The sequence below is a fragment of the Pseudomonas sp. KH_021 genome (assembly GCF_057838865.1).
Genome location: NZ_CM174477.1, coordinates 2,879,164 through 2,897,616, shown reverse-complemented (window position 1 = coordinate 2,897,616; position 18,453 = coordinate 2,879,164). Strand labels below are relative to the sequence as shown.

Here is an 18,453-nt window from a genome sequence, read left to right as displayed (position 1 = left end):
CGCGATGGGGTCAATGCGGTCTGCTTGATGTACCGCGGCGCAGCCATCGCAGTGGTCCGGCATTCCGGCAAGGCTGGCTCCTACCCTGGGCGTCGTTCCAGATCTAAGTCCAGGTGCATGGAATAACTGAAGCGTTCGGCAGGATGAATCCCCACGGTGACTTCCACGACTTGGGTGCCAATGAAGTAAGTACGGATAATACGCAAGCCCGCACTGCCCTCCTCGACCAACAGCGCTTTCGCGTCGTCACCACGGATAATAAATCCCTGGATTTCCTGTTCGAGTCGCGTGATGCGCAGGTCATATTGCTTTTCAATCAGTTCGTAGACAGGAATCTTTAAAATTCCCGACAACCCTGGAAGCTTGCTGTAGGCCCGACTGACATAAATCTCCACTCGCGAAATCGGCAATTGCGTCGAGGTATCGGTCCGCAGCCCACAAACATGCAACCACTCTTTATCTGAGCGGCTACGAAGCAAAGTTTTAAGCGCCTCGTCCGGTGCAATAAAAGACTTATCGGTGATCTCGAATTGCGTCAACTGAGCATATTGACTCAGGTCCGCCAGGTTACTCAGGGTTTGCCGATAGCTCATCGAAGGCTGCCTGGCAATGACCCGCGTACCGATGCCCGGACGGCTGGAGACCAGCCCCAGTGAGCTCAAACGACTGATCGCCTGCCGAGCACCGTATCGGCTCAATTGCCACTGTTTGCACAGCTCCCCTTCTGAGGGCAACAACGACCCTACCGGGCGAGTCCCATTCTCAATCTCCTGCATGAGCGTTTGGGCGACCAATAAATATTCCGGCTGATTGTCGAGCAGAAACGGTGAAGTAATAGGGTCTTGCATCTGTTTTCCTCTGAACCGGCCGGACATTTCACGCAGCGCCTACGTCTCTAGCCCTTGACAGAATCATGAGTAGGGCCAGATGATTTGTCAATTATTCGAACATTCAGATGTTCAACTCCTGATCGCAAAAGGCAACAGAGGGGGATAGAGATGGATCACCGAGAGGTTTTGCTGGCCTGCAAAGGCGTAGAGATCGTTGAAACGTCGCTGCCAAGTGTGCTGAGCGCCAGCGATTGCTTTCCAGCGCCCCGCTGGTACTTCATGCAGGTTGAGTCAGGCGCCGTCAGCCCGGTGGGGATGGGGCAGGCGGTCAATACAGGCGACCTTTTGCTCTGTACGCCGGGTTACTTGGCAACGATGCACTGCCAGGACCCGACTCGAGTCGTGTTGATCTGCGTTGAGTCAGATCGGCTGGTCGAGCATTTGAGCAGGTTTCATGACCTGGATCTTGCTGTGGTACCCGGCCATGCCTATCGGCTGGATTGCCTGCAGCCAGGCGTTGCGAGCGTTCGAAACTTGCTGAACCTCTTGAAGGTAGAGTCTGATGATCGCTCAGGGCTTCTCAATACCGGGCAAGGCCAGCGCCACCTGCTGGATTTACTGTTCGAGTTGCTTTTACAACTCTATCAATCCTTGAATGGCGCGCCACCGGGGCGATTGCTACCCCGGCCGATCAAGCGCGCGGTTGAGTATATTCACGGCAACATCAGGCAGACATTCAGTGCCGATCAACTCGCGGGGGCGTGTGGCGTCAGCCGCAGGAGTCTTGAACAAGGCTTTCGAAAACACCTGGCCAGCAGCCCGATGCGCTATATCCAAACCCTTCGGCTGAACAGCATTCGAGAACTCTTGATCAAACATCGCCCCGGCGAAGTGCAGCTGCACAGCATTGCTTATGAGTGGGGCTTCTCTCATCCCAGTTACTTTTGCGCCGCCTATAAAAACGCCTTCAATGAACTGCCGTCACAGACATTGGCGCAACGGTGGTAGTGATCCTCTGACCGGACGCCAGGAGACCGACCTGCTAAAGGCGGTCTGTCCTGGCGAAAAACGCCGGATGATTTAGAACCGAAAGTAGGCCCTGAGCCCAACAAAGTTCGCATCACTGCCCTGGGCCTCGTGAATGACATGCCCCGCCTTGAAGAACTTGTATTCCAGTCCTAGCGTCAGGTTTTGCGTGGCCCCCCATTGAGCGTTAAGGCGATAGATGGAGCCTATGTCAGTGCCGGAAACATTGGCTGTTCCGGGAACAGTCTTCATGCCCGGCAAGTAAACGGCGTCTTCGGTGCTTTCCCTCCAGAGTTTGAACAGGCTGGTTTCTACCCGCACGGTCGGATGAGGCGAAAACGCGAATACCGGCCCGACGGCGATCAGGTTGGCCAGCGTCGTCAGGTTGGCTTCGCCATAGACACCATTGCGCGGAAACAACGGATCAAAGGTACCGACGGTTCCATCATTGCGATCCTTGTCGCCACTGGAGCCGTCGATCCGAAAGCCCAGGCGGGTTCGCCAAGGGTTATTGAATGTATAACCCGTGTCACTCCATACCGCCCAGGCCTTGATGGTTTTGTTGTCGAGATGGCCCTGCTGATGAATGAAATCCCAACTCCAGTCGTACCCGGCCTGCGCTCCGAAAATCCGCGTCCCGACGGTGTAACGATCTTCATCGGTCAGCATACCGAGCATCTGGCGGTCTTTTTGCTCAAGCGCCATGGCATAAAGATCGAAACTGGTGCTTTTACCAACGCCGAAGGTGCCATACAGGCCATAGAACAAACGATTGTCATCAGAGCCGTCATCAAAATTATCAAGGCCATAACGAACCGGACGCGTATAAAAAGCATCCAGCCGGTAGGTCCCTGGTTTCTGTAGGCTGACGCGCAGGCCGTCGAAAGACTGACGGATACTCGGCCCTTCGGTATAACTCACCAACACCTGAGACCCATACGCCATTTCTTGTCTTCCCAAACGGAAAGTTAATGAATGACCGTTAATGCCATATTGGTTATCGACAAACGCCTGGTGAACATCATTACGGCCTTCATCGCGAGGGGTTTGTAAGTCTTTCCCCCAGCTTCGCGTGTTTTCCAACTGGACAAAGGTACGTAGAAAATCATTGAACAGATGCAAGTCCGCATGCAGGAGTACACGCTGCTGTAGATAAGAATCGTCTTTGACCGGGGCCAGGCCCAACAGCGGATTTTCAATCACATCGCTCAAATAGCGAAGTTCGCCACCTAGTTGCAGCCACGCATCGCTACTCAGTCGGTTATAGCGAATTGAATCAAACGCAGACGTGCGTTTTTCGGGTGCGTCTAGAAATCGATAATCCTCAATCCATCGAGGCGGCCCAGGCCGCGGGGGGCGGCTTTGCTCCAACGCATTGACCGGCGGGAGCGCAAAGGCGGGTGTATGGCCCAGCAATAGAACAGGAAGTACCCACAAAGTCGCACGCATCCACAAAGCCTCGTTCTTATTTTTTTGATGACTTCAGTAACCAACGCGAACGCACGGATTGAGCGGAAACCCTGTCAGGATATCCGGCGCATTCGATTGTTCGAACATATTGAAGGCGCAACTATCTTGCCGGAGCTTTTTTCTGTCAAGCCCATTAATGTCTCGAACTTATATTGATCAAAAAGAGTTGCGCAAAAGCTTAAGTCGCGCCGTTTAATTGATAACGGTTCATCGATCAAGGCTCCAGAATACTGTGCCGGCTACCCGAGGGCTGGATAACAACAATAAGGACCTGCTATGAAAATGCGCTTTCGATCGTGCTCATTAATTGCCCTGTGCCTCTACGCCATTACCGTCAATGCAGGCGAAAAACCCAACCTGCTGGTGATCGTAGCCGACGACTTGGGCTACAGCGATATCGGCAGCTTCGGCGGCGAAATCCAGACACCCCACCTCGACCAACTGGCGCAGGAAGGCGTTCGCCTGGGCAACTTCCATTCCGCCCCCACCTGCTCGCCTGCACGCTCGATGCTGCTGACCGGTACAGATAACCATCAGGCGGGCCTGGGCAATATGGCTGAGCTCATGCAGCCCGAGCAAAAGGGCAAGCCCGGATACGAGGGATACCTGAACAGTCGCGTGGTGACCATCGCCGAAGTCCTGCAAAACGCCGGCTACCACACCTACATGACGGGCAAGTGGCACCTGGGGCGCACCGAGGAGCTTAGCCCCAAGGCCAAGGGTTTTGAGCGCTCGTACGTGTTGCTGCAGGGCGCCGCCAGCCACTACGACGACCAGATCCCGACACGCAATATCGAACCCAAAGCGCTGTACCGCGACAACGGCACGTTGGTGGACGTCCCCAAGGGGTTCTTTTCCACCGAGTTTTACACCAACCGGCTGATTGACTACCTCAAGGCCGACAGCAGTGACGGCAAACCCTTCTTCGCCTACCTGGCCTACACCGCCCCGCATTGGCCCCTGCAAGCGCCCGATGAGTGGATCAAAAAATATGAGGGTCGCTACAGCGAAGGCTATGAAAAAGTTCGCCAGCAACGCTTGGCGCGCATGAAGGCACTTGGCCTGGTCAAGGGTGAAGCCACCCCCAATCTTCCTATGCAGGGATTACCCAGTTGGGAGCAATTGTCGCCCCAGGAACAGCTGGAACAGGCCCGGAGCATGGAGGTGTATGCCGCCATGGTGGGCAACATGGACCATCATATCGGACGCCTGATGGACTACCTGAAATCGTCCGGCAAGCTCGATAACACCGTGGTGGTGTTCATGTCCGACAACGGTGCCGACGGCAATAGCCCGCTCGACCTGCCGGGCAATCGCCAGTGGGTCGACAGCACCTTCGATAACAGCCTCCAGAACCTCGGCCGCAAAGGCTCGTTCATGGATTATGGCGCGCAGTGGGCCCAGGTCAGCAGCACCCCGTATCGGTACTTCAAAGGGTTCACCAGCGAAGGCGGAATCAAGACTCCGGCGATGATTCGCGCGCCCTTTTTGAAAGACACCGGCAGCATCAACAACGCCATGATCAGCGTGATGGACATCATGCCCACCTTCCTTGAGCTCGCCGGTGTCCAACACCCCGGTACGCGCTATCAGGGGCGAGACGTGTACCCGATGCAGGGGGTGTCGATGCTGCCGGCCCTTAAGGGGCAAGCACAAGACGACCGTGTGATGGGTTGGGAGCTGCTAGGTCGTCGTGCACTGCGCAAAGGCGACTGGAAAATGATCTATATGGCCCCTCCCTATGGTCCTGGTAGATGGCAATTGTATGACCTGAAGGCCGACCCTACCGAGACCACCGACCTGGCAACGCGCTACCCGGAAAAAGTGGCACAGCTTTCGAGCGACTGGGACGCATACGTCGCGCGAAACCATGTCGTGGACGCAGCGATGGACCTCAAATACGGGTTCCAAACATGCCTGTATGGCAAGTGTTTCGGCCAAAACCCGTAGGAGCAGACCTTGGTCGCGATGGCCACACCGCGGTGTGCCTGATGTACGGCGGGGATGCCATCGCGACCAAGGTCTGCTCCTACGGGAACATGAAGCATTGACACAAATATTGAAATGTTCGAACATTCAGACATCAAGGCCGTCCGTGATCGCCCGTCGGCTCGAAGTTGCCCATCCAAGGAGAACGTATGTACCCGATAGATTTTCTGTGGCGCTCGGCTGAACGATTCCCTGAGCGAACCGCGCTCATTAGTCCAATGGGCACGATGACGTTCCGTGAATTGGCAACTCACGTACTGGCGCGTGCTGCAACCTTGAATGCTCTGGACCCGCAACCAGGTAGCCGTATCGCCATCGCCGCCGCCAACAGCGAGGAACACCTGATCGCCCTGTTGGCCGTCATGGCGGCCGGCAAAGTCTGGATTCCTCTCAACCCGCGTAACGGCGACCCAGAACTGCGGCGCATTGTCGAATTTGCCGAACCGACGCTGGTCCTGGCCGACGAAGCCATGGCGACTCGTTTATATGGGATTTCGGCGCGCCTGGAATTGCTTGAAGTCTTGCTTCAAACGGCTCCAAGCCCGTCTGAGCTGTTGATGGGGCCAAACTCAACCGGTGAGGTTTCGCTGGAACGCGCGCAGGCGATCAAATTCACGGGCGGCTCCACCGGCCTGCCCAAGGGCGTGATCCAACCGCTGCGCGCCTGGAACACCAACATCGTCACGCAGATTCATGAGCTCGGCCTGACGCCCGATGATCGTTATCTGGTTGCAGCGCCCATTACCCATGGCACCGGCACCTATATGTTGCCGTTGCTGGGTGCTGGTGGTGCGCTGGTGTTCCCGTACAGCAACACGCCAGCCGTGCTGCTCGACACTGCCGCGCAGCATCGGGCCACGATTTTCTTTGCCCCGCCTACCCTGATTCAATCGCTCGCCGAAGCGCAGCGCCACTCGCCCAGAGACCTTTCCAGCCTGCGCTATCTGGTGTACGGCGGTGCGCCCATGCGCAGCGAGCAGATTTGCGCGGCCCAAGCGACCTTTGGCCCGGTGGTTTGCACCTCTTATGGTCAAACTGAAGCACCGCAAATCATCACCTTCATGCCGCCCGACCAACTGCACGGCGACAACCTCGCGTCCGTTGGCAGGCCTTCACTGCTCACTCGCGTGGCGATCCTCGACCCGGACGGTCAACCGCAACCGGTTGGGGTCGAGGGCGAAATCGCTGTACGGGGTGATTTGGTGATGTGTGGCTACCTAAACGCCGAAGAAGCATCGCGCAAGACGATTGTGGACGGCTGGCTACGCACCGGCGATGTGGGCCTGATCAACGAGCACGGCTTCCTGTTTCTGCGTGATCGTCTGCGCGATGTGATCATCACCGGCGGCTTCAATGTGTACCCCAGCGATGTCGAAGAAGTCCTCGCCTCCCACCCGGCTGTCGCGGATTGCGCAGTGGTCGGAATCGCCGATGAGAAATGGGGCGAAGCGGTGCATGCGGCCGTGTGTTTGAAAAACGGCATGCAGGTCAGTGCTGATGAGCTGATGGGGCTGGTCAAGCGCGAGCTGGGCTCGGTCAAGACGCCCAAGCACGTCCATTTCTTTGATGCGCTGCCACAGAGCGCAGTCGCCAAGGTCATCAAGCCGGCCGTGCGCGAAGCCATTATCAGAGCGAGCCAGCCAGCATGAGCCTGCACACTCCGCGCACACAGCTTTGCCGCCATGGCGAAGATGCCATTCACTACAGTGACGCCAACCTCGTCGAGGACCTGATCGGCAAAGCCAGTTTCATCGAGGTCTTCATGCGCCAGACATTCGGCAGGCAGCCTAATGCGGCAGAACTTGCGATTGTCGAGGCAGTACTGGTGACCTTGATGGAGCACGGCATGACGCCCAGCGTCATCGCGGCGCGAATGGTCTATTCCAGCTCGCCCGAGAACCTCCAGGCCGGGATCGCTGCGGGCCTGCTTGCAGTGGCCAGTCGGTTTGTCGGCACCATGGAGCCGGCCGCCGAACTGCTGCACCAAATTGTCGAGGCTGGCGAACAGGCCAACGTGAGCGCCCAAGCAATTGCATCGCAATACCGCAGCCGACGCGAACCGGTGCCTGGCTTTGGCCACCATCTGCATCGACCGGACGATCCACGCGCCATCGCTCTGTTGGATCTTGCCCGCCAGGTCGGTACCTTTGGGGTGCATTGCCAGGCCCTGCTCACCCTGGCAGGCGCTATCGACAAAGCGGCTGGCCGGCATATCACCATCAACGCAACCGGCGCGGTTGCGGCGCTGCTCGCCGATATCGGCGTACCGCCAGCGCTGATGCGAGGCTTCGCCGTACTCAGCCGCACCGCGGGCCTGATCGCCCATATCGCAGAGGAACAGCACGAGCCCTCGGGCCGATTTATCTGGGAGCTTGTCGATCAAGCGATGGCACCCGCGCACGACGATTCCAAGCACTGAGGTCCTCGCCAAACCTTGTTGCTCAGCACTCCCTGACTTGGCATTTAAAAACAACAAATTCATGAGGAAACATCATGAACCAAGCAATTGAGCGTCACCATCACATCACCTTGAATGTCGGCACCGCCCAGAAAGACTATGACTTCCACACCCAGGTCTTGTCTCTGAAGAGCGTCAAGAAGACGCTGATCTATGACGGTTCAAAGCCGTTTTATCACCTCTACTACGGCAATGACATGGGTGAAGAAAGCACCTTGCTGACCTGCTTTCCGGTCGCGCACTTCGGCCGCAAAGGCCAGCGTGGCACTGGGCAGATCAACACGATCAGCCTGTCGGTACCCGTGTCGAGCATCAGCTTCTGGGCCCGGCGTCTTGTCGACTATGGCTTTGAAGTCACCTACAGCGAGCGCTTCGGCGAGCAAGTGCTGAGTTTTGCGCACCCCTGTGGCATTCCCTATGAGCTCGTGGGTATCGCCGATGACGATCGCAAGCCCTACTCCAACGGTGAAGTGCCCGCTGAGCTGGCGATTCGAGGGCTGCATACCATTGTGATCAACACGCCGGCCATGGAGCCCTCGCAAGAGTTCATGGTTGATGCCTGGAGCGCTATGCAGTCCCATCGCGACGGCAAGTTCACCCGCTTCCAGTTCGGCCAGGGTGGTTCGGGCAAATACGTCGATTTCGCATTGGAAAACAACCTGCCGCAAGCCTCCTGGACCTATGGCGAAGGCACGATCCATCACTGTGCTTTCCAGGTCGCCGACCACAAGGTGCAAGATCAGGTCAAGCGCCGCCTTGAAGGGCTGGGCTTCACCGACACTTCCGAGCGCAAGGATCGCGGTTATTTCGAATCGATGTACGTGCGCACGCCCAGCGGCGCCATGTTCGAGGCCACGGTTTCAAAGCCAGAAGGTTTTCTGATCGATGAAACCTACGAGAACCTGGGCTCGGAAATCATGATCGCTCCACAGTTCCATCATCAGCGCGAGGAAATTCTCCGTTCGCTGGAATCATTGAAGTACTGAGCAGCGGCCTTGCCCGTGGTCACCCATAGCGGTGCTCACGGGCAACGCCTGGAAGATATTCAGGAGCATGACGATGGCATTGCCCAATCCCCATCTTGCACAACCGGCCCAGCACTTCGGCGCCGTACCGCCTGCGGCTCGCCTGGCGGTGATCCTCGTTCACGGCCGTGGCCAATCGGCGCAGCTCATGCACAGCCTGGTCGTCGAGCGCTTCGGCCGTGAGGACCTGGCCTGGTTCGCACCCGATGCCGACAGCAGCAGTTGGTACCCAGAGCGTTTTATTGCGCCGCTACAAAACAACGAACCCCGTCTGCCCCAAGCGCTGGAACGCCTTGAGCGACTCTCCGACGAACTGGTCGAGAAAGGTTTCCCCTACGAGTCACAGGTACTGATGGGCTTTTCCCAGGGCGCATGCCTGTGCTGCGAATTCGTTTGGCGCAGCCCCAACCGTTATCGAGCACTCGTAAGTTTCACTGGCGGCCTGATCGGCCCGCCGGGCCTTGTGCGCGAAATTAACCGGCCGGCACTGCGCGACCTGCCTGTATTGCTGTCGAGCTGGGACAACGACCCCCACGTACCGCCAGAAAGCGTGCAGGAAAGCGCCGCACTCTTTCGCCACGCCGGCGCCCAGGTACACCTTCATATTGAGCCGGCCAGTGAGCATGGCATTCGTGACGCGGAGATCAACTTTGCCCGCGCGCTATTGGACGCCGAACCCGACTTCAAGGAAAACAGAGCATGAGCACCCAACCCTTCCTTCATGACGAACCTGCGTCTCGCGTTATCTTCGGCCCGGGCAGCCGTGGCCGTGTTGCCGCCGAGCTTGATGCGCTCGGATCTCGCCGTGCCTTGGTGATCACCACCCCGGACCAGGTCGCGCTGGGTGAACAGATCGCCCAGTTGCTGGGCGAGCGCAGTGCCGGCGTGTACGGTGGTGCGGTGATGCATGTGCCGCTGGACACCGTGCATCGGGCCCTCGAAGCGTTCGAGCAGAGCGGTGCCGACGCCTGCGTAGCCGTGGGCGGCGGCTCCACCATCGGCTTGGCCAAGGCCATGGCCCTGGAGACTTCGCTGCCGATCATCGCATTACCGACCACCTACGCAGGCTCTGAGATGACGCCGCTGTACGGCATCACCGCCGAGGGCGAGAAGCGAACCGGCCGCGACTGGCGGGTAGCGCCACGCACGGTCATTTATGACCCGGAGCTGAGCATCAAGTTGCCCTTGGCGATCAGCATGACGAGCGGGATGAACGCCATTGCCCATGCCGCCGAGGGCCTGTATGCGCACAACGCCAGCCCCGTGCATCGACTGATGGCCGAAGAAGGCATCCGGGCGCTGGCCAATGCTTTGCCAGCGCTGCAGCGTAATGCCAGCGATCTCGAAGCTCGCGGGGACGCCTTGTATGGTGCCTGGCTATGTGGCTCGGTGCTGGGGCGTGTGCAAATGGGCCTGCACCACAAGCTTTGCCATGTGCTGGGCGGTAGCTTCAACCTGCCACACGCCGAACTGCACACCGTGATCCTGCCTCATGCGCTGGCTTACAACGCGTCGTTCGCCCCACAGGCGATGCAAGCGCTGGCCCGTGCGCTGGGCTGCAAGAATGGCATCGCGGGTCTATTTGCCTTGAGCAATGCCCTGGGTGCCCCGCGTTCGCTACGCGAGATCGGCATGCCGGAAGACGGGCTTGATCGCGCGTGCGAACTGGTTGCGTCGGCGCCCTACCCCAATCCGCGGCCGCTGGAGCGTGTGGCGTTGCGCGAACTGCTGCAGCGTGCCTTCGATGGCCACGACCCTCGCTGATAAAGAGGTCCGACATGCTGATCGAACATCGCACCTACACACTTGGCCTGGGCGGCGAAGCGTTGTTTTGGCAAGCGCAGCGCGAACGCGGCGAAGACGGCCTGAAGCCGATCCTGGAGCGTCTGATTGGGGCATTTTCTACGGGAAGCGGCCCCACCGACCAGATCATCAGCCTGTATCGCTACGACAACTTTGAGGATTGGCAGAGCCGGCTTTCCAGTGTCTACGCCAAGGCGCAACTACAGCCGTACTTTCGGGCGGTTCGCCCGCTGATCACCCGGCAAGAGAGCCAATTCCTGTTACCTGCCCCTTTGCCGGAGCTGACGCCGTACTGGGGTAACGGTCGCGATCAGCAACTGAGTGAAGGTGCGTTGTTCGGACCGGACAGTGTGATCGAGCAGACAACATTCAGCTTCCGTGCTGGCGGCGTACCTGCGTGCTGGGAAGCCTTGCGTCAACACGTCTTGAGTGATGATCCGCGGCTGTTGAACGGTATATTTGCCACGTTCAGCTCCATCGTTGGCGCGCTCAATGAGGTCCTGATCTATCGACATTTCCCAGACACGCTGGCGTTGCTCAAGCACCGCCAACACCTCTCGAGCGCGCCAGGCTGGGTCAGTTTCCAGCGTAGCCTGGCGCCCCTGAGCACTGGCTGCGACACACGCCTACTGACGCCCTCCCCGGTCGCTGATATGTCGCCGTTGTTTGCCTGATGCGCTGCGCACTGCCCACCGCTTGTAGGAGCAGACCTTGGTCGCGATGGCATCGCTGCGGTCTACGATAAACCGCGGTGATGCCATCGCGAGCAAGCTCTGCTCCTACGGGGCGTCTCATTCGAGGTTTGCCTAAAATATATGGATAGATGTATATTCGGATAACCATATGTAACGAGCCGCATCCATGCTCAACCCCGCCGCAGTATTCAAATGCCTGTCCGACGAAACCCGTGCGCGGGCCACCTTGCTGATCACTCGTGAAGGTGAGTTATGCGTGTGTGAACTGGTCTGCGCCCTGGATGACAGTCAACCCAAAATCTCTCGCCATCTTGCACAGCTTCGCGGCTGTGGCCTGCTGCTCGACCGCCGCCAGGGGCAGTGGGTGTATTACCGACTCAACCCAGAGTTGCCAACGTGGGTGCGCGACGTTCTTCAGACCACGCTGACCGCCAACGCTGACTGGCTTGAGGAAAACAGCACTCGCCTCAACGCAATGGGCGACCGCCCGCTCAACACTGCCGCCTGCTGCTGACCCAGCCTCTGTCGAGATCTCTCATGCTCACTGCGTTTTCCATTTTTCTGCTCACCATGGTGTTGGTCATCTGGCAACCCAAGGGCCTGGGCATCGGCTGGAGTGCCTCCTTGGGGGCTGTTCTGGCACTGATTGCAGGCGTCGTGACGCTGGACGATATTCCACTGGTGTGGGGCATTGTCTGGAACGCCACCGCGACGTTTATCGCGATCATCATTATTAGCTTACTGCTCGATGAGGCAGGCTTTTTCCAGTGGGCTGCGTTGCATGTGGCGCGATGGGCCAAGGGTGACGGTCATCGTCTGTTTGCGTTCACCGTACTGTTGGGGGCAGCCGTATCCGCCCTGTTTGCCAATGACGGTGCCGCCCTGATTCTGACCCCCATCGTTGTTTCAATACTGCTGGCACTGCGTTTTTCGCCCGTGTCTACCCTGGCGTTTGTCATGGCGGCCGGTTTTATTGCCGACACGGCGAGCTTGCCGCTGGTGGTGTCGAACCTCGTCAATATCGTTTCGGCCGACTACTTCAACCTGGGTTTCAGCGAATACGCCTCGATCATGGTGCCGGTCAATATCGTTTCCGTGTGCGCCACGCTGGCGGTGCTGTACGGGTTTTTCCGTCGAGACATCCCCAAACACTATTCACTGGATGACCTGCAAGACCCTCGACGTGCCGTGCGAGATCCCCTGACCTTTCGCGTCGGCTGGATGGTGCTGGGGCTGTTGCTGATCGGGCTGTTCGCCTTGGAGCCACTGGGCGTTCCTATCAGTGTTATTGCAGCGGCCTGTGCCGTGATGCTGTTCTGCGTTGCTGCGCGCGGTCATGTGATTTCAACGCGACGCGTGCTGCGTGAAGCCCCTTGGCAAGTCGTGACCTTTTCGCTGGGCATGTACCTGGTGGTGTATGGGCTCAAAAATGCGGGCCTAACCACCTACCTGACGATGGCCCTGAACCACTTGGCGGAATACGGCATATGGGGGGCCGCGCTGGGGACTGGCTTTCTCACTGCGTTGCTGTCATCGGGCATGAACAACATGCCAACGGTGTTGGTGGGCGCGCTGTCGATCCAGGCCAGTGACGCCACCGGTGTGGTGCGTGAGGCGATGATCTACGCCAATGTCATTGGCTCGGACCTGGGTCCCAAAATCACCCCCATCGGCAGCCTGGCAACCCTGCTTTGGCTGCATGTCCTGGCGCGCAAGGGTATCCGCATTACCTGGGGTTACTACTTCAAGGTGGGTGTGATCCTGACGCTTCCGATTTTGTTTATCACGTTGTCTGCCCTGGCCTTGCGCTTGAGCATTTAGTACTTGCCTGCCTGAAAGGAGAAGCCACCATGCGCGTTCTGTTTATGTGTACCGCCAATAGCTGTCGCAGCATTTTGTCCGAAGCGATGTTCAATCATCTCGCGCCAGCAGGCTTCCAGGCGATCAGCGCCGGTAGCTTCCCCAAGGGGCAGGTGCTGCCGCGCAGCCTGACTACGTTGCAGGAAGCTGGCATTGCCATCGACGGGTTAAGCAGCAAAGGCAACGACGCTTTCGAAGCCTGTCCACCGGACATTGTCATTACCGTCTGCGACAAGGCCGCCGGTGAGGCGTGCCCCGTGTATTTTGGGCCTGCCCTGAAAGCCCACTGGGGACTGGAAGATCCGTCAGATGTAAAGGGAGACGAGGCGACGGTATCTGCGGCGTTTCACTCAACCCTGGCGCGCATCGAAACGCGCTGCCGGGCGTTCCTCTCCCTGCCCTTCACCCAACTTGATCACGATGCATTGAAGCGGGAACTCGACCGCATCAGCACACTGTAACCGGAGCCCTCATGAACCATCTACTGCCCAACCTCGACACTTCACTGACTCAGCCCACTGACAATGGACACGACGTTCAGCACAAGCCACGCATCCTGTTGTTGTACGGCTCCACGCGTTCGCGGTCGTTTAGTCGTCTACTGGTCGAGGAAGCAGCCCGACTGCTTGAACACTTCGGTGCCCAGACGCGGATTTTCAATCCATCAGGCCTGCCGCTACCAGACGATGCCCCCTCGGACCACCCGAAAGTCCAAGAATTGCTCGAATTGATGCAATGGTCTGAAGGCCAGGTGTGGTGCTCGCCCGAGCGCCACGGCTCCATGTCCGCCGTATTCAAGGCACAAATAGATTGGGTTCCGCTGGCCTTAGGTGCCATTCGCCCAACCCAGGGAAAAACCCTCGCTGTGATGCAGGTCTGCGGCGGCTCCCAGTCCTTCAATGTGGTGAATCAACTTCGCGTGCTCGGGCGCTGGATGCGCATGTTCACGATCCCCAATCAATCTTCCGTGCCAAAGGCTTACCTGGAGTTTGACGATGCAAATCGCATGAAGCCCTCCGCTCTATACGACCGGGTGGTAGACGTCATGGAAGAACTGGTGAAGTTCACGCTGCTGCTAAGGGATCGCCCGGAACTGGTTGACCGCTACTCGGAACGTAAAGAGTCAGCGCAAGAGCTGACTCAGCGTGTGAATCAACGGTCGATCTGAATGTAGAGATGTCCGATTTGGGTCGTCAGCTACCCATTACGAAATGCTCGAGTTATTCGAACTGGTACGCCATGCGACAGGCAGAAAACGGCCGATTCTGTTGAAAAAGTCGGTTTTTTCAGAATGCCGTAGGATGGATCGGTGAAAGCGCCTCTTCAGCACGCTTCTACGTGAAATATCAGCCTGAAAGGCTCTGCGGACATTCAGGATTTCAATCTCCGACGCGTACTTTTCTGCTTTAGAAACCATGGCCGACTTTTTCAACAGAATCGGCCAAAAGCGGCCATCGAATGTCCACTTATTCAGGGGCGATTCACAAACAGGATCGGCCTGATAGGGTATGGGGACAGTCGAAACACGCATCGGTCGTCCGCGCCAGCTGTATACCGGTTTGAAGAAACGTGACTATCCGGCCTGTTCAGACCCATAAAAGATCATAGTGCCACTGCCTGACACCAGGTAACACCATGACCCCGAGCGCCAGGGACCGGCGCTCCACTCCCCGTTGCGCCCCCCCTCATATAGCCCCGCTCACAAAGCATTCATTTCAGCAATATCACGCACCACCTGATCTGCAGAGCGGTCGAACATCGCCTGCTCCTGCGCATCCAGAGACAACTCGATCACCCGCGCAACCCCCTCCTCTGCCAGCACACAGGGGACACCCATGGCAATACCTGTGCGCCCGTACTCGCCCTCGAGAATCGCGACCGTCGGCAAAATGCGGTTTCGCCCATTGGCGATAGCATCCACCATCTGTGCAATTGCCACGCCCGGCGCATCGCAGGCGCTCCCCACCTTCTTCAAACCCAGAATCTCGCCGCCACCCTGACGTGTGCGCTCCACAATCCGCTCTATCTGCTGATTGGACAGGAAGTGAGACAGCGGCACCGAACCGACCGCACAGTATCGCATCAGCGGCACCATGCTATCGCCATGCCCTCCCAGCACCAGCGCCGTGATATCCCGAGCAGAAAACCCAGTCTCCTCGGCAATGAAACACTTCATGCGCGCTGTATCCAGTACCCCCGCCTGCCCGAACACCCGGTTGCGTCCCAGCCCACTGAGACACCAAGCCCGATAGGTCAGCACGTCGACCGGGTTCGACACCACCAACACCGTCGCCGCCGGAGCATGACGATTAATATCCAGCATGATGCTATCGAGAATTGGCAGATTGATACTCAATACATCCTGACGCGACTGACCAGGCTTGCGGGGCACACCCGCCGTAATCACCACCAGGTCAGAATCCTGCAGCAATTCGGCATTGGACCCGCCGTAAACCCTGGTATCAGAACCTGACTCAACTGCCGCCTGCCAGACGTCCAGCGCCTTGCCCTGTGCCAACTCACCCTGCACATCAATCAACATCAACTCACGACAGAACTCTTCCCGGGCGATGATCTGAGCCGCCGCCTCACCCACCATACCGGCACCCACAATTGATAGCTTGTTCATCTCACACCTCCCCGCGGCTCGCGCCACCAGCAACACGCCCGCCTATACAGAGAAGTATTACCCGCTAATGCTAAAATGCCACCCGAAAGTGGCCTGTAGTTGTTTTACCTGCTTTTCGCCATTCCCATGGCGGCATTACTTTAGCCTCTGATAACCCCCCATAGGCATAGGTATCTACACATCTTTTGGTGTACTGCATTTCGTAGCAGTGGACGAGTAGAACGAGGCCACGTCCGGCTGCGCAGCAGTCGTAAAACCTGGCACTTCAGTATTCAGATACACCGCGAGTACAGGCTTTGCGAGGACTACGTCCCCGGACCTGGCCTCGCTGAACTCGTCTACTGCTACGAATGTAGCCGCTGACGAGGTACGAGGCTGCGATCGGCAGCGAAGCGGCCGTAAAACCTGAGACCGTAATCCATCAGGCACACCGAAGGGCCTGAATTTACGACGGCTTCGCCGCCGATCGCAGCCTCGTACCTCGGCAGCGGCTACAAGAGCCGCGCTGCCCCAGAATTGTGTAGATACCTATGCCCCCATAGGCCAAGCCGTGCGGCCTTAGCGGACTGCTCCAGGTCTATCGCAGCCCTTTGCCATCGTCCGCAATGGGTCGATTCTGTTGAAAAAGTCGGTTTTTTCAGAATGCCGTAGGATGGATCGGTGAAAGCGCCTCTTCAGCACGCTTCTACGTGAAATATCAGCCTGAAAGGCTCTGCGGACATTCAGGATTTCAATCTCCGACGCGTACTTTTCTGCTTTAGAAAACACGGTCGACTTTTTCAACAGAATCGGTCGAAAACTGTCCCTCGCAAGCAGTAAGGATCAGCATCCGTATCCCTTCATATCTGACTGACAATGCCAGCATTGGTAGCTACAAGTTCCGCTCGGCCTGGTCGTCATCATCACCGAGCGGCCGGCCTTGAGCGTTACCGCCCAACCTGATCGCTAACTCGCAATGCATTGGCAACCAGCGTAAAAGCTGGTGATGGCTGTCGACGGCTAGGGTAATACAGGTAGTACCCGGCAAACGGAGCGCACCAGTCTTCAAGCACACGCACCAGGCGCCCTTCCCGGAGATGAGGTTCGAACTCTTCCTCTGGCAGGTACGCAATACCCAGCCCGGCCAGGGCCGCATCTACGATACGTTGGGAGGTATTGAGAGTAAGCTGACCACTTACCCGCACATTCACCTGCTTTGAGTGCTTTTCAAACTCCCATACATACAGCCCGCCGGATGTTTGCATACGCATATTGATGCAATTGTGGCCCATCAGGTCGCGCGGGTTTCGAGGCAGCGGATGGGTGGCAAAGTATGCTGGAGAAGCGACGGCCGCCATGCGCAACGGTGGACCTATGGGCAAGGCGATCATGTCTTTGTCGATGGTGTCGCCCAGGCGCACGCCGGCATCGAAACGGTCAGCCACGATGTCGCGAAACCCATAATTGATGTCGAACTCGATGTTGATATCGGGATACTCGCGTAGCACGGGTGCCAGCTTGGGCATCAACGTAGTTCGCACGACATGGTCGCCACAGGTGATCCGCACGGTTCCTGCGGGCTTATCGCGCAGCTCGGTCAACTCATCTAGTTCCGCTTCGATTTCATCGAAGCGATGACCAATGGCCTGGAGCAATCGCTCCCCGGCAACGGTAGGCGAGACGCTTCGTGTGGTGCGCGTGAGTAATCTGATCTGAAGGCGCGTTTCCAGACCGCTGATAGCCTGACTTAGCGCGGATTGGGTCACACCCAACATCGCAGCCGCGCGAGTAAAGCTGCCCTCGCGTGCCACCGTCACGAATGACAGCAGATCGTTGAGATTCCTTCTGACCATTCTGCGCAGCCCCGCATGCCATTAATTAGCTGTGCTTATACACCTATTAAGAATTTATTAGCTAGTCGCGAATGACTTTGTTCTTCACCATTACCCTATGAATTTGAAAGAAGGTGAGGCCTCGATGGGCGCTGTTTATCCCCAAAACCAAGTGAAGGCGCAACCTGCTCACTGGAGCGGCGTATTTGCGATGACGCTGTGCGTCTTCGCGTTGATCTCGTCGGAGTTCATGCCGGTCAGTCTGCTGACGCCGATTGCCGCCGATCTGCACATCAGCGAGGGTATGGCCGGATGCGGAGCTTTCTTCATGGGGCAGTTCGCGCTTTTCACCTATGTGCGACCATTCCTTGAAACGGTGACTCAGGTCGACATCTCCACTCTGTCCTTGATCCTGCTCGCGATGGGTGTGGCGGGTTTCATCGGCACCGTAGTCATCGGCACCTTCCTCAAGCGCGGCTTGTACCGGACGCTGGTGGTCATCCCGGTACTGATGGCGGCTATCGCCGTGATGCTGGTGCCTTTTGGCTTCTCCGCTGCTGCTGTTGCCGTGTTGCTGGGCGTTTGGGGGCTGATGGCTACCGCCGCCCCCGTGGGCTGGTGGAGCTGGATCGCCCAGGCCATGCCGAAAGATGCCGAGGCCGGCGGTGGGTTAATGGTGGCGGTGATCCAGCTCTCCATTGCCTTGGGCTCCACGGTGGGCGGCGTGCTGTTCGACAGCAACGGCTACCAGAGCACGTTCCTCGCTGGCGCAGCCGTGTTGCTGGTTGCAGCTTTGCTGACCTTCCTGATGTCACGCGCTACTCGACCGCAGGCGGTTTGAACCTTGGGGTACGCAT

The 18,453-nt window shown here is 57.9% G+C and carries 16 protein-coding genes and 1 pseudogene; 13 read left to right on the top strand and 4 right to left on the bottom strand.

Features of this window, described 5'->3' with window-relative positions; all coding sequences use genetic code 11:
- Positions 1 to 80: 80 nt before the first annotated feature.
- A complete protein-coding gene (locus AC3IX4_RS13430; RefSeq protein WP_489260991.1) occupies positions 81 to 848 on the bottom strand; it encodes a GntR family transcriptional regulator in 768 nt (255 codons plus the stop codon).
- A gap of 150 nt (positions 849 to 998) precedes the next feature.
- Here AC3IX4_RS13430 and AC3IX4_RS13425 point away from each other — a divergent pair, with 150 nt between their 5' ends.
- Positions 999 to 1,838, top strand: a complete 840-nt coding sequence (locus AC3IX4_RS13425; protein ID WP_489260990.1) for a helix-turn-helix transcriptional regulator — start codon at positions 999 to 1,001, stop codon at positions 1,836 to 1,838.
- A gap of 72 nt (positions 1,839 to 1,910) precedes the next feature.
- Here the strand turns inward: AC3IX4_RS13425 and AC3IX4_RS13420 are convergent, their stop codons facing one another.
- A complete protein-coding gene (locus tag AC3IX4_RS13420; protein ID WP_489260989.1) occupies positions 1,911 to 3,305 on the bottom strand; it encodes an alginate export family protein in 1,395 nt (464 codons plus the stop codon).
- Between the two features lie 297 nt (positions 3,306 to 3,602).
- On the opposite strand from AC3IX4_RS13420, the gene AC3IX4_RS13415 reads away from it, so the two are divergent.
- The 11 genes from AC3IX4_RS13415 (at position 3,603) to arsH (ending at position 14,324) form a co-directional block, all read left to right on the top strand.
- Complete coding sequence (locus AC3IX4_RS13415) at positions 3,603 to 5,276, top strand: arylsulfatase (protein WP_489260988.1); 1,674 nt, start codon at positions 3,603 to 3,605, stop codon at positions 5,274 to 5,276.
- Positions 5,277 to 5,464: 188 nt separating this feature from the next.
- Positions 5,465 to 6,964 (top strand): class I adenylate-forming enzyme family protein, encoded by a 1,500-nt coding sequence (locus tag AC3IX4_RS13410; RefSeq protein WP_489260987.1) that lies wholly within the window; start codon positions 5,465 to 5,467, stop codon positions 6,962 to 6,964.
- Complete coding sequence (locus AC3IX4_RS13405; RefSeq protein WP_489260986.1) at positions 6,961 to 7,734, top strand: citryl-CoA lyase; 774 nt, start codon at positions 6,961 to 6,963, stop codon at positions 7,732 to 7,734. Before AC3IX4_RS13410 ends, AC3IX4_RS13405 begins: the two co-directional genes overlap by 4 nt.
- Before the next feature lie 74 nt (positions 7,735 to 7,808).
- A complete protein-coding gene (locus AC3IX4_RS13400) occupies positions 7,809 to 8,759 on the top strand; it encodes a VOC family protein (RefSeq protein WP_489260985.1) in 951 nt (316 codons plus the stop codon).
- A gap of 73 nt (positions 8,760 to 8,832) precedes the next feature.
- A complete protein-coding gene (locus AC3IX4_RS13395) occupies positions 8,833 to 9,501 on the top strand; it encodes an alpha/beta hydrolase (protein WP_489260984.1) in 669 nt (222 codons plus the stop codon).
- Positions 9,498 to 10,562, top strand: coding sequence for a maleylacetate reductase (locus tag AC3IX4_RS13390; protein WP_489260983.1), 1,065 nt, complete (start codon positions 9,498 to 9,500; stop codon positions 10,560 to 10,562). Before AC3IX4_RS13395 ends, AC3IX4_RS13390 begins: the two co-directional genes overlap by 4 nt.
- Before the next feature lie 14 nt (positions 10,563 to 10,576).
- Positions 10,577 to 11,275 (top strand): NIPSNAP family protein, encoded by a 699-nt coding sequence (locus AC3IX4_RS13385; protein WP_489260982.1) that lies wholly within the window; start codon positions 10,577 to 10,579, stop codon positions 11,273 to 11,275.
- A gap of 187 nt (positions 11,276 to 11,462) precedes the next feature.
- Positions 11,463 to 11,810, top strand: coding sequence for a metalloregulator ArsR/SmtB family transcription factor (locus tag AC3IX4_RS13380; RefSeq protein WP_489260981.1), 348 nt, complete (start codon positions 11,463 to 11,465; stop codon positions 11,808 to 11,810).
- Positions 11,811 to 11,833: 23 nt separating this feature from the next.
- Positions 11,834 to 13,117: an arsenic transporter gene (locus AC3IX4_RS13375; protein ID WP_489260980.1), complete on the top strand. Its 1,284-nt coding sequence runs from the start codon at positions 11,834 to 11,836 to the stop codon at positions 13,115 to 13,117.
- Positions 13,118 to 13,146: 29 nt separating this feature from the next.
- On the top strand, positions 13,147 to 13,617 hold the full coding sequence (locus tag AC3IX4_RS13370) for an arsenate reductase ArsC (protein WP_489260979.1): 471 nt from the start codon (positions 13,147 to 13,149) through the stop codon (positions 13,615 to 13,617).
- Positions 13,618 to 13,628: 11 nt separating this feature from the next.
- Entirely contained in the window at positions 13,629 to 14,324 is a 696-nt protein-coding gene (gene arsH, locus AC3IX4_RS13365; protein ID WP_489260978.1) for an arsenical resistance protein ArsH, read from the top strand.
- 531 nt (positions 14,325 to 14,855) lie between these two features.
- Here the strand turns inward: arsH and AC3IX4_RS13360 are convergent.
- Both AC3IX4_RS13360 and AC3IX4_RS13355 read right to left on the bottom strand, forming a co-directional pair.
- Complete coding sequence (locus AC3IX4_RS13360) at positions 14,856 to 15,785, bottom strand: malate dehydrogenase (protein ID WP_258443365.1); 930 nt, start codon at positions 15,783 to 15,785, stop codon at positions 14,856 to 14,858.
- 926 nt (positions 15,786 to 16,711) lie between these two features.
- Positions 16,712 to 17,617 carry a LysR family transcriptional regulator gene (locus AC3IX4_RS13355; protein WP_489260977.1) on the bottom strand — a complete coding sequence of 302 codons (906 nt, stop codon included), beginning with the start codon at positions 17,615 to 17,617 and terminating at the stop codon, positions 16,712 to 16,714.
- Between the two features lie 271 nt (positions 17,618 to 17,888).
- Between AC3IX4_RS13355 and AC3IX4_RS13350 the strand changes: the two are divergent.
- A pseudogene (locus AC3IX4_RS13350) lies at positions 17,889 to 18,437 on the top strand (MFS transporter); the annotation flags it as partial.
- Positions 18,438 to 18,453: the final 16 nt, after the last annotated feature.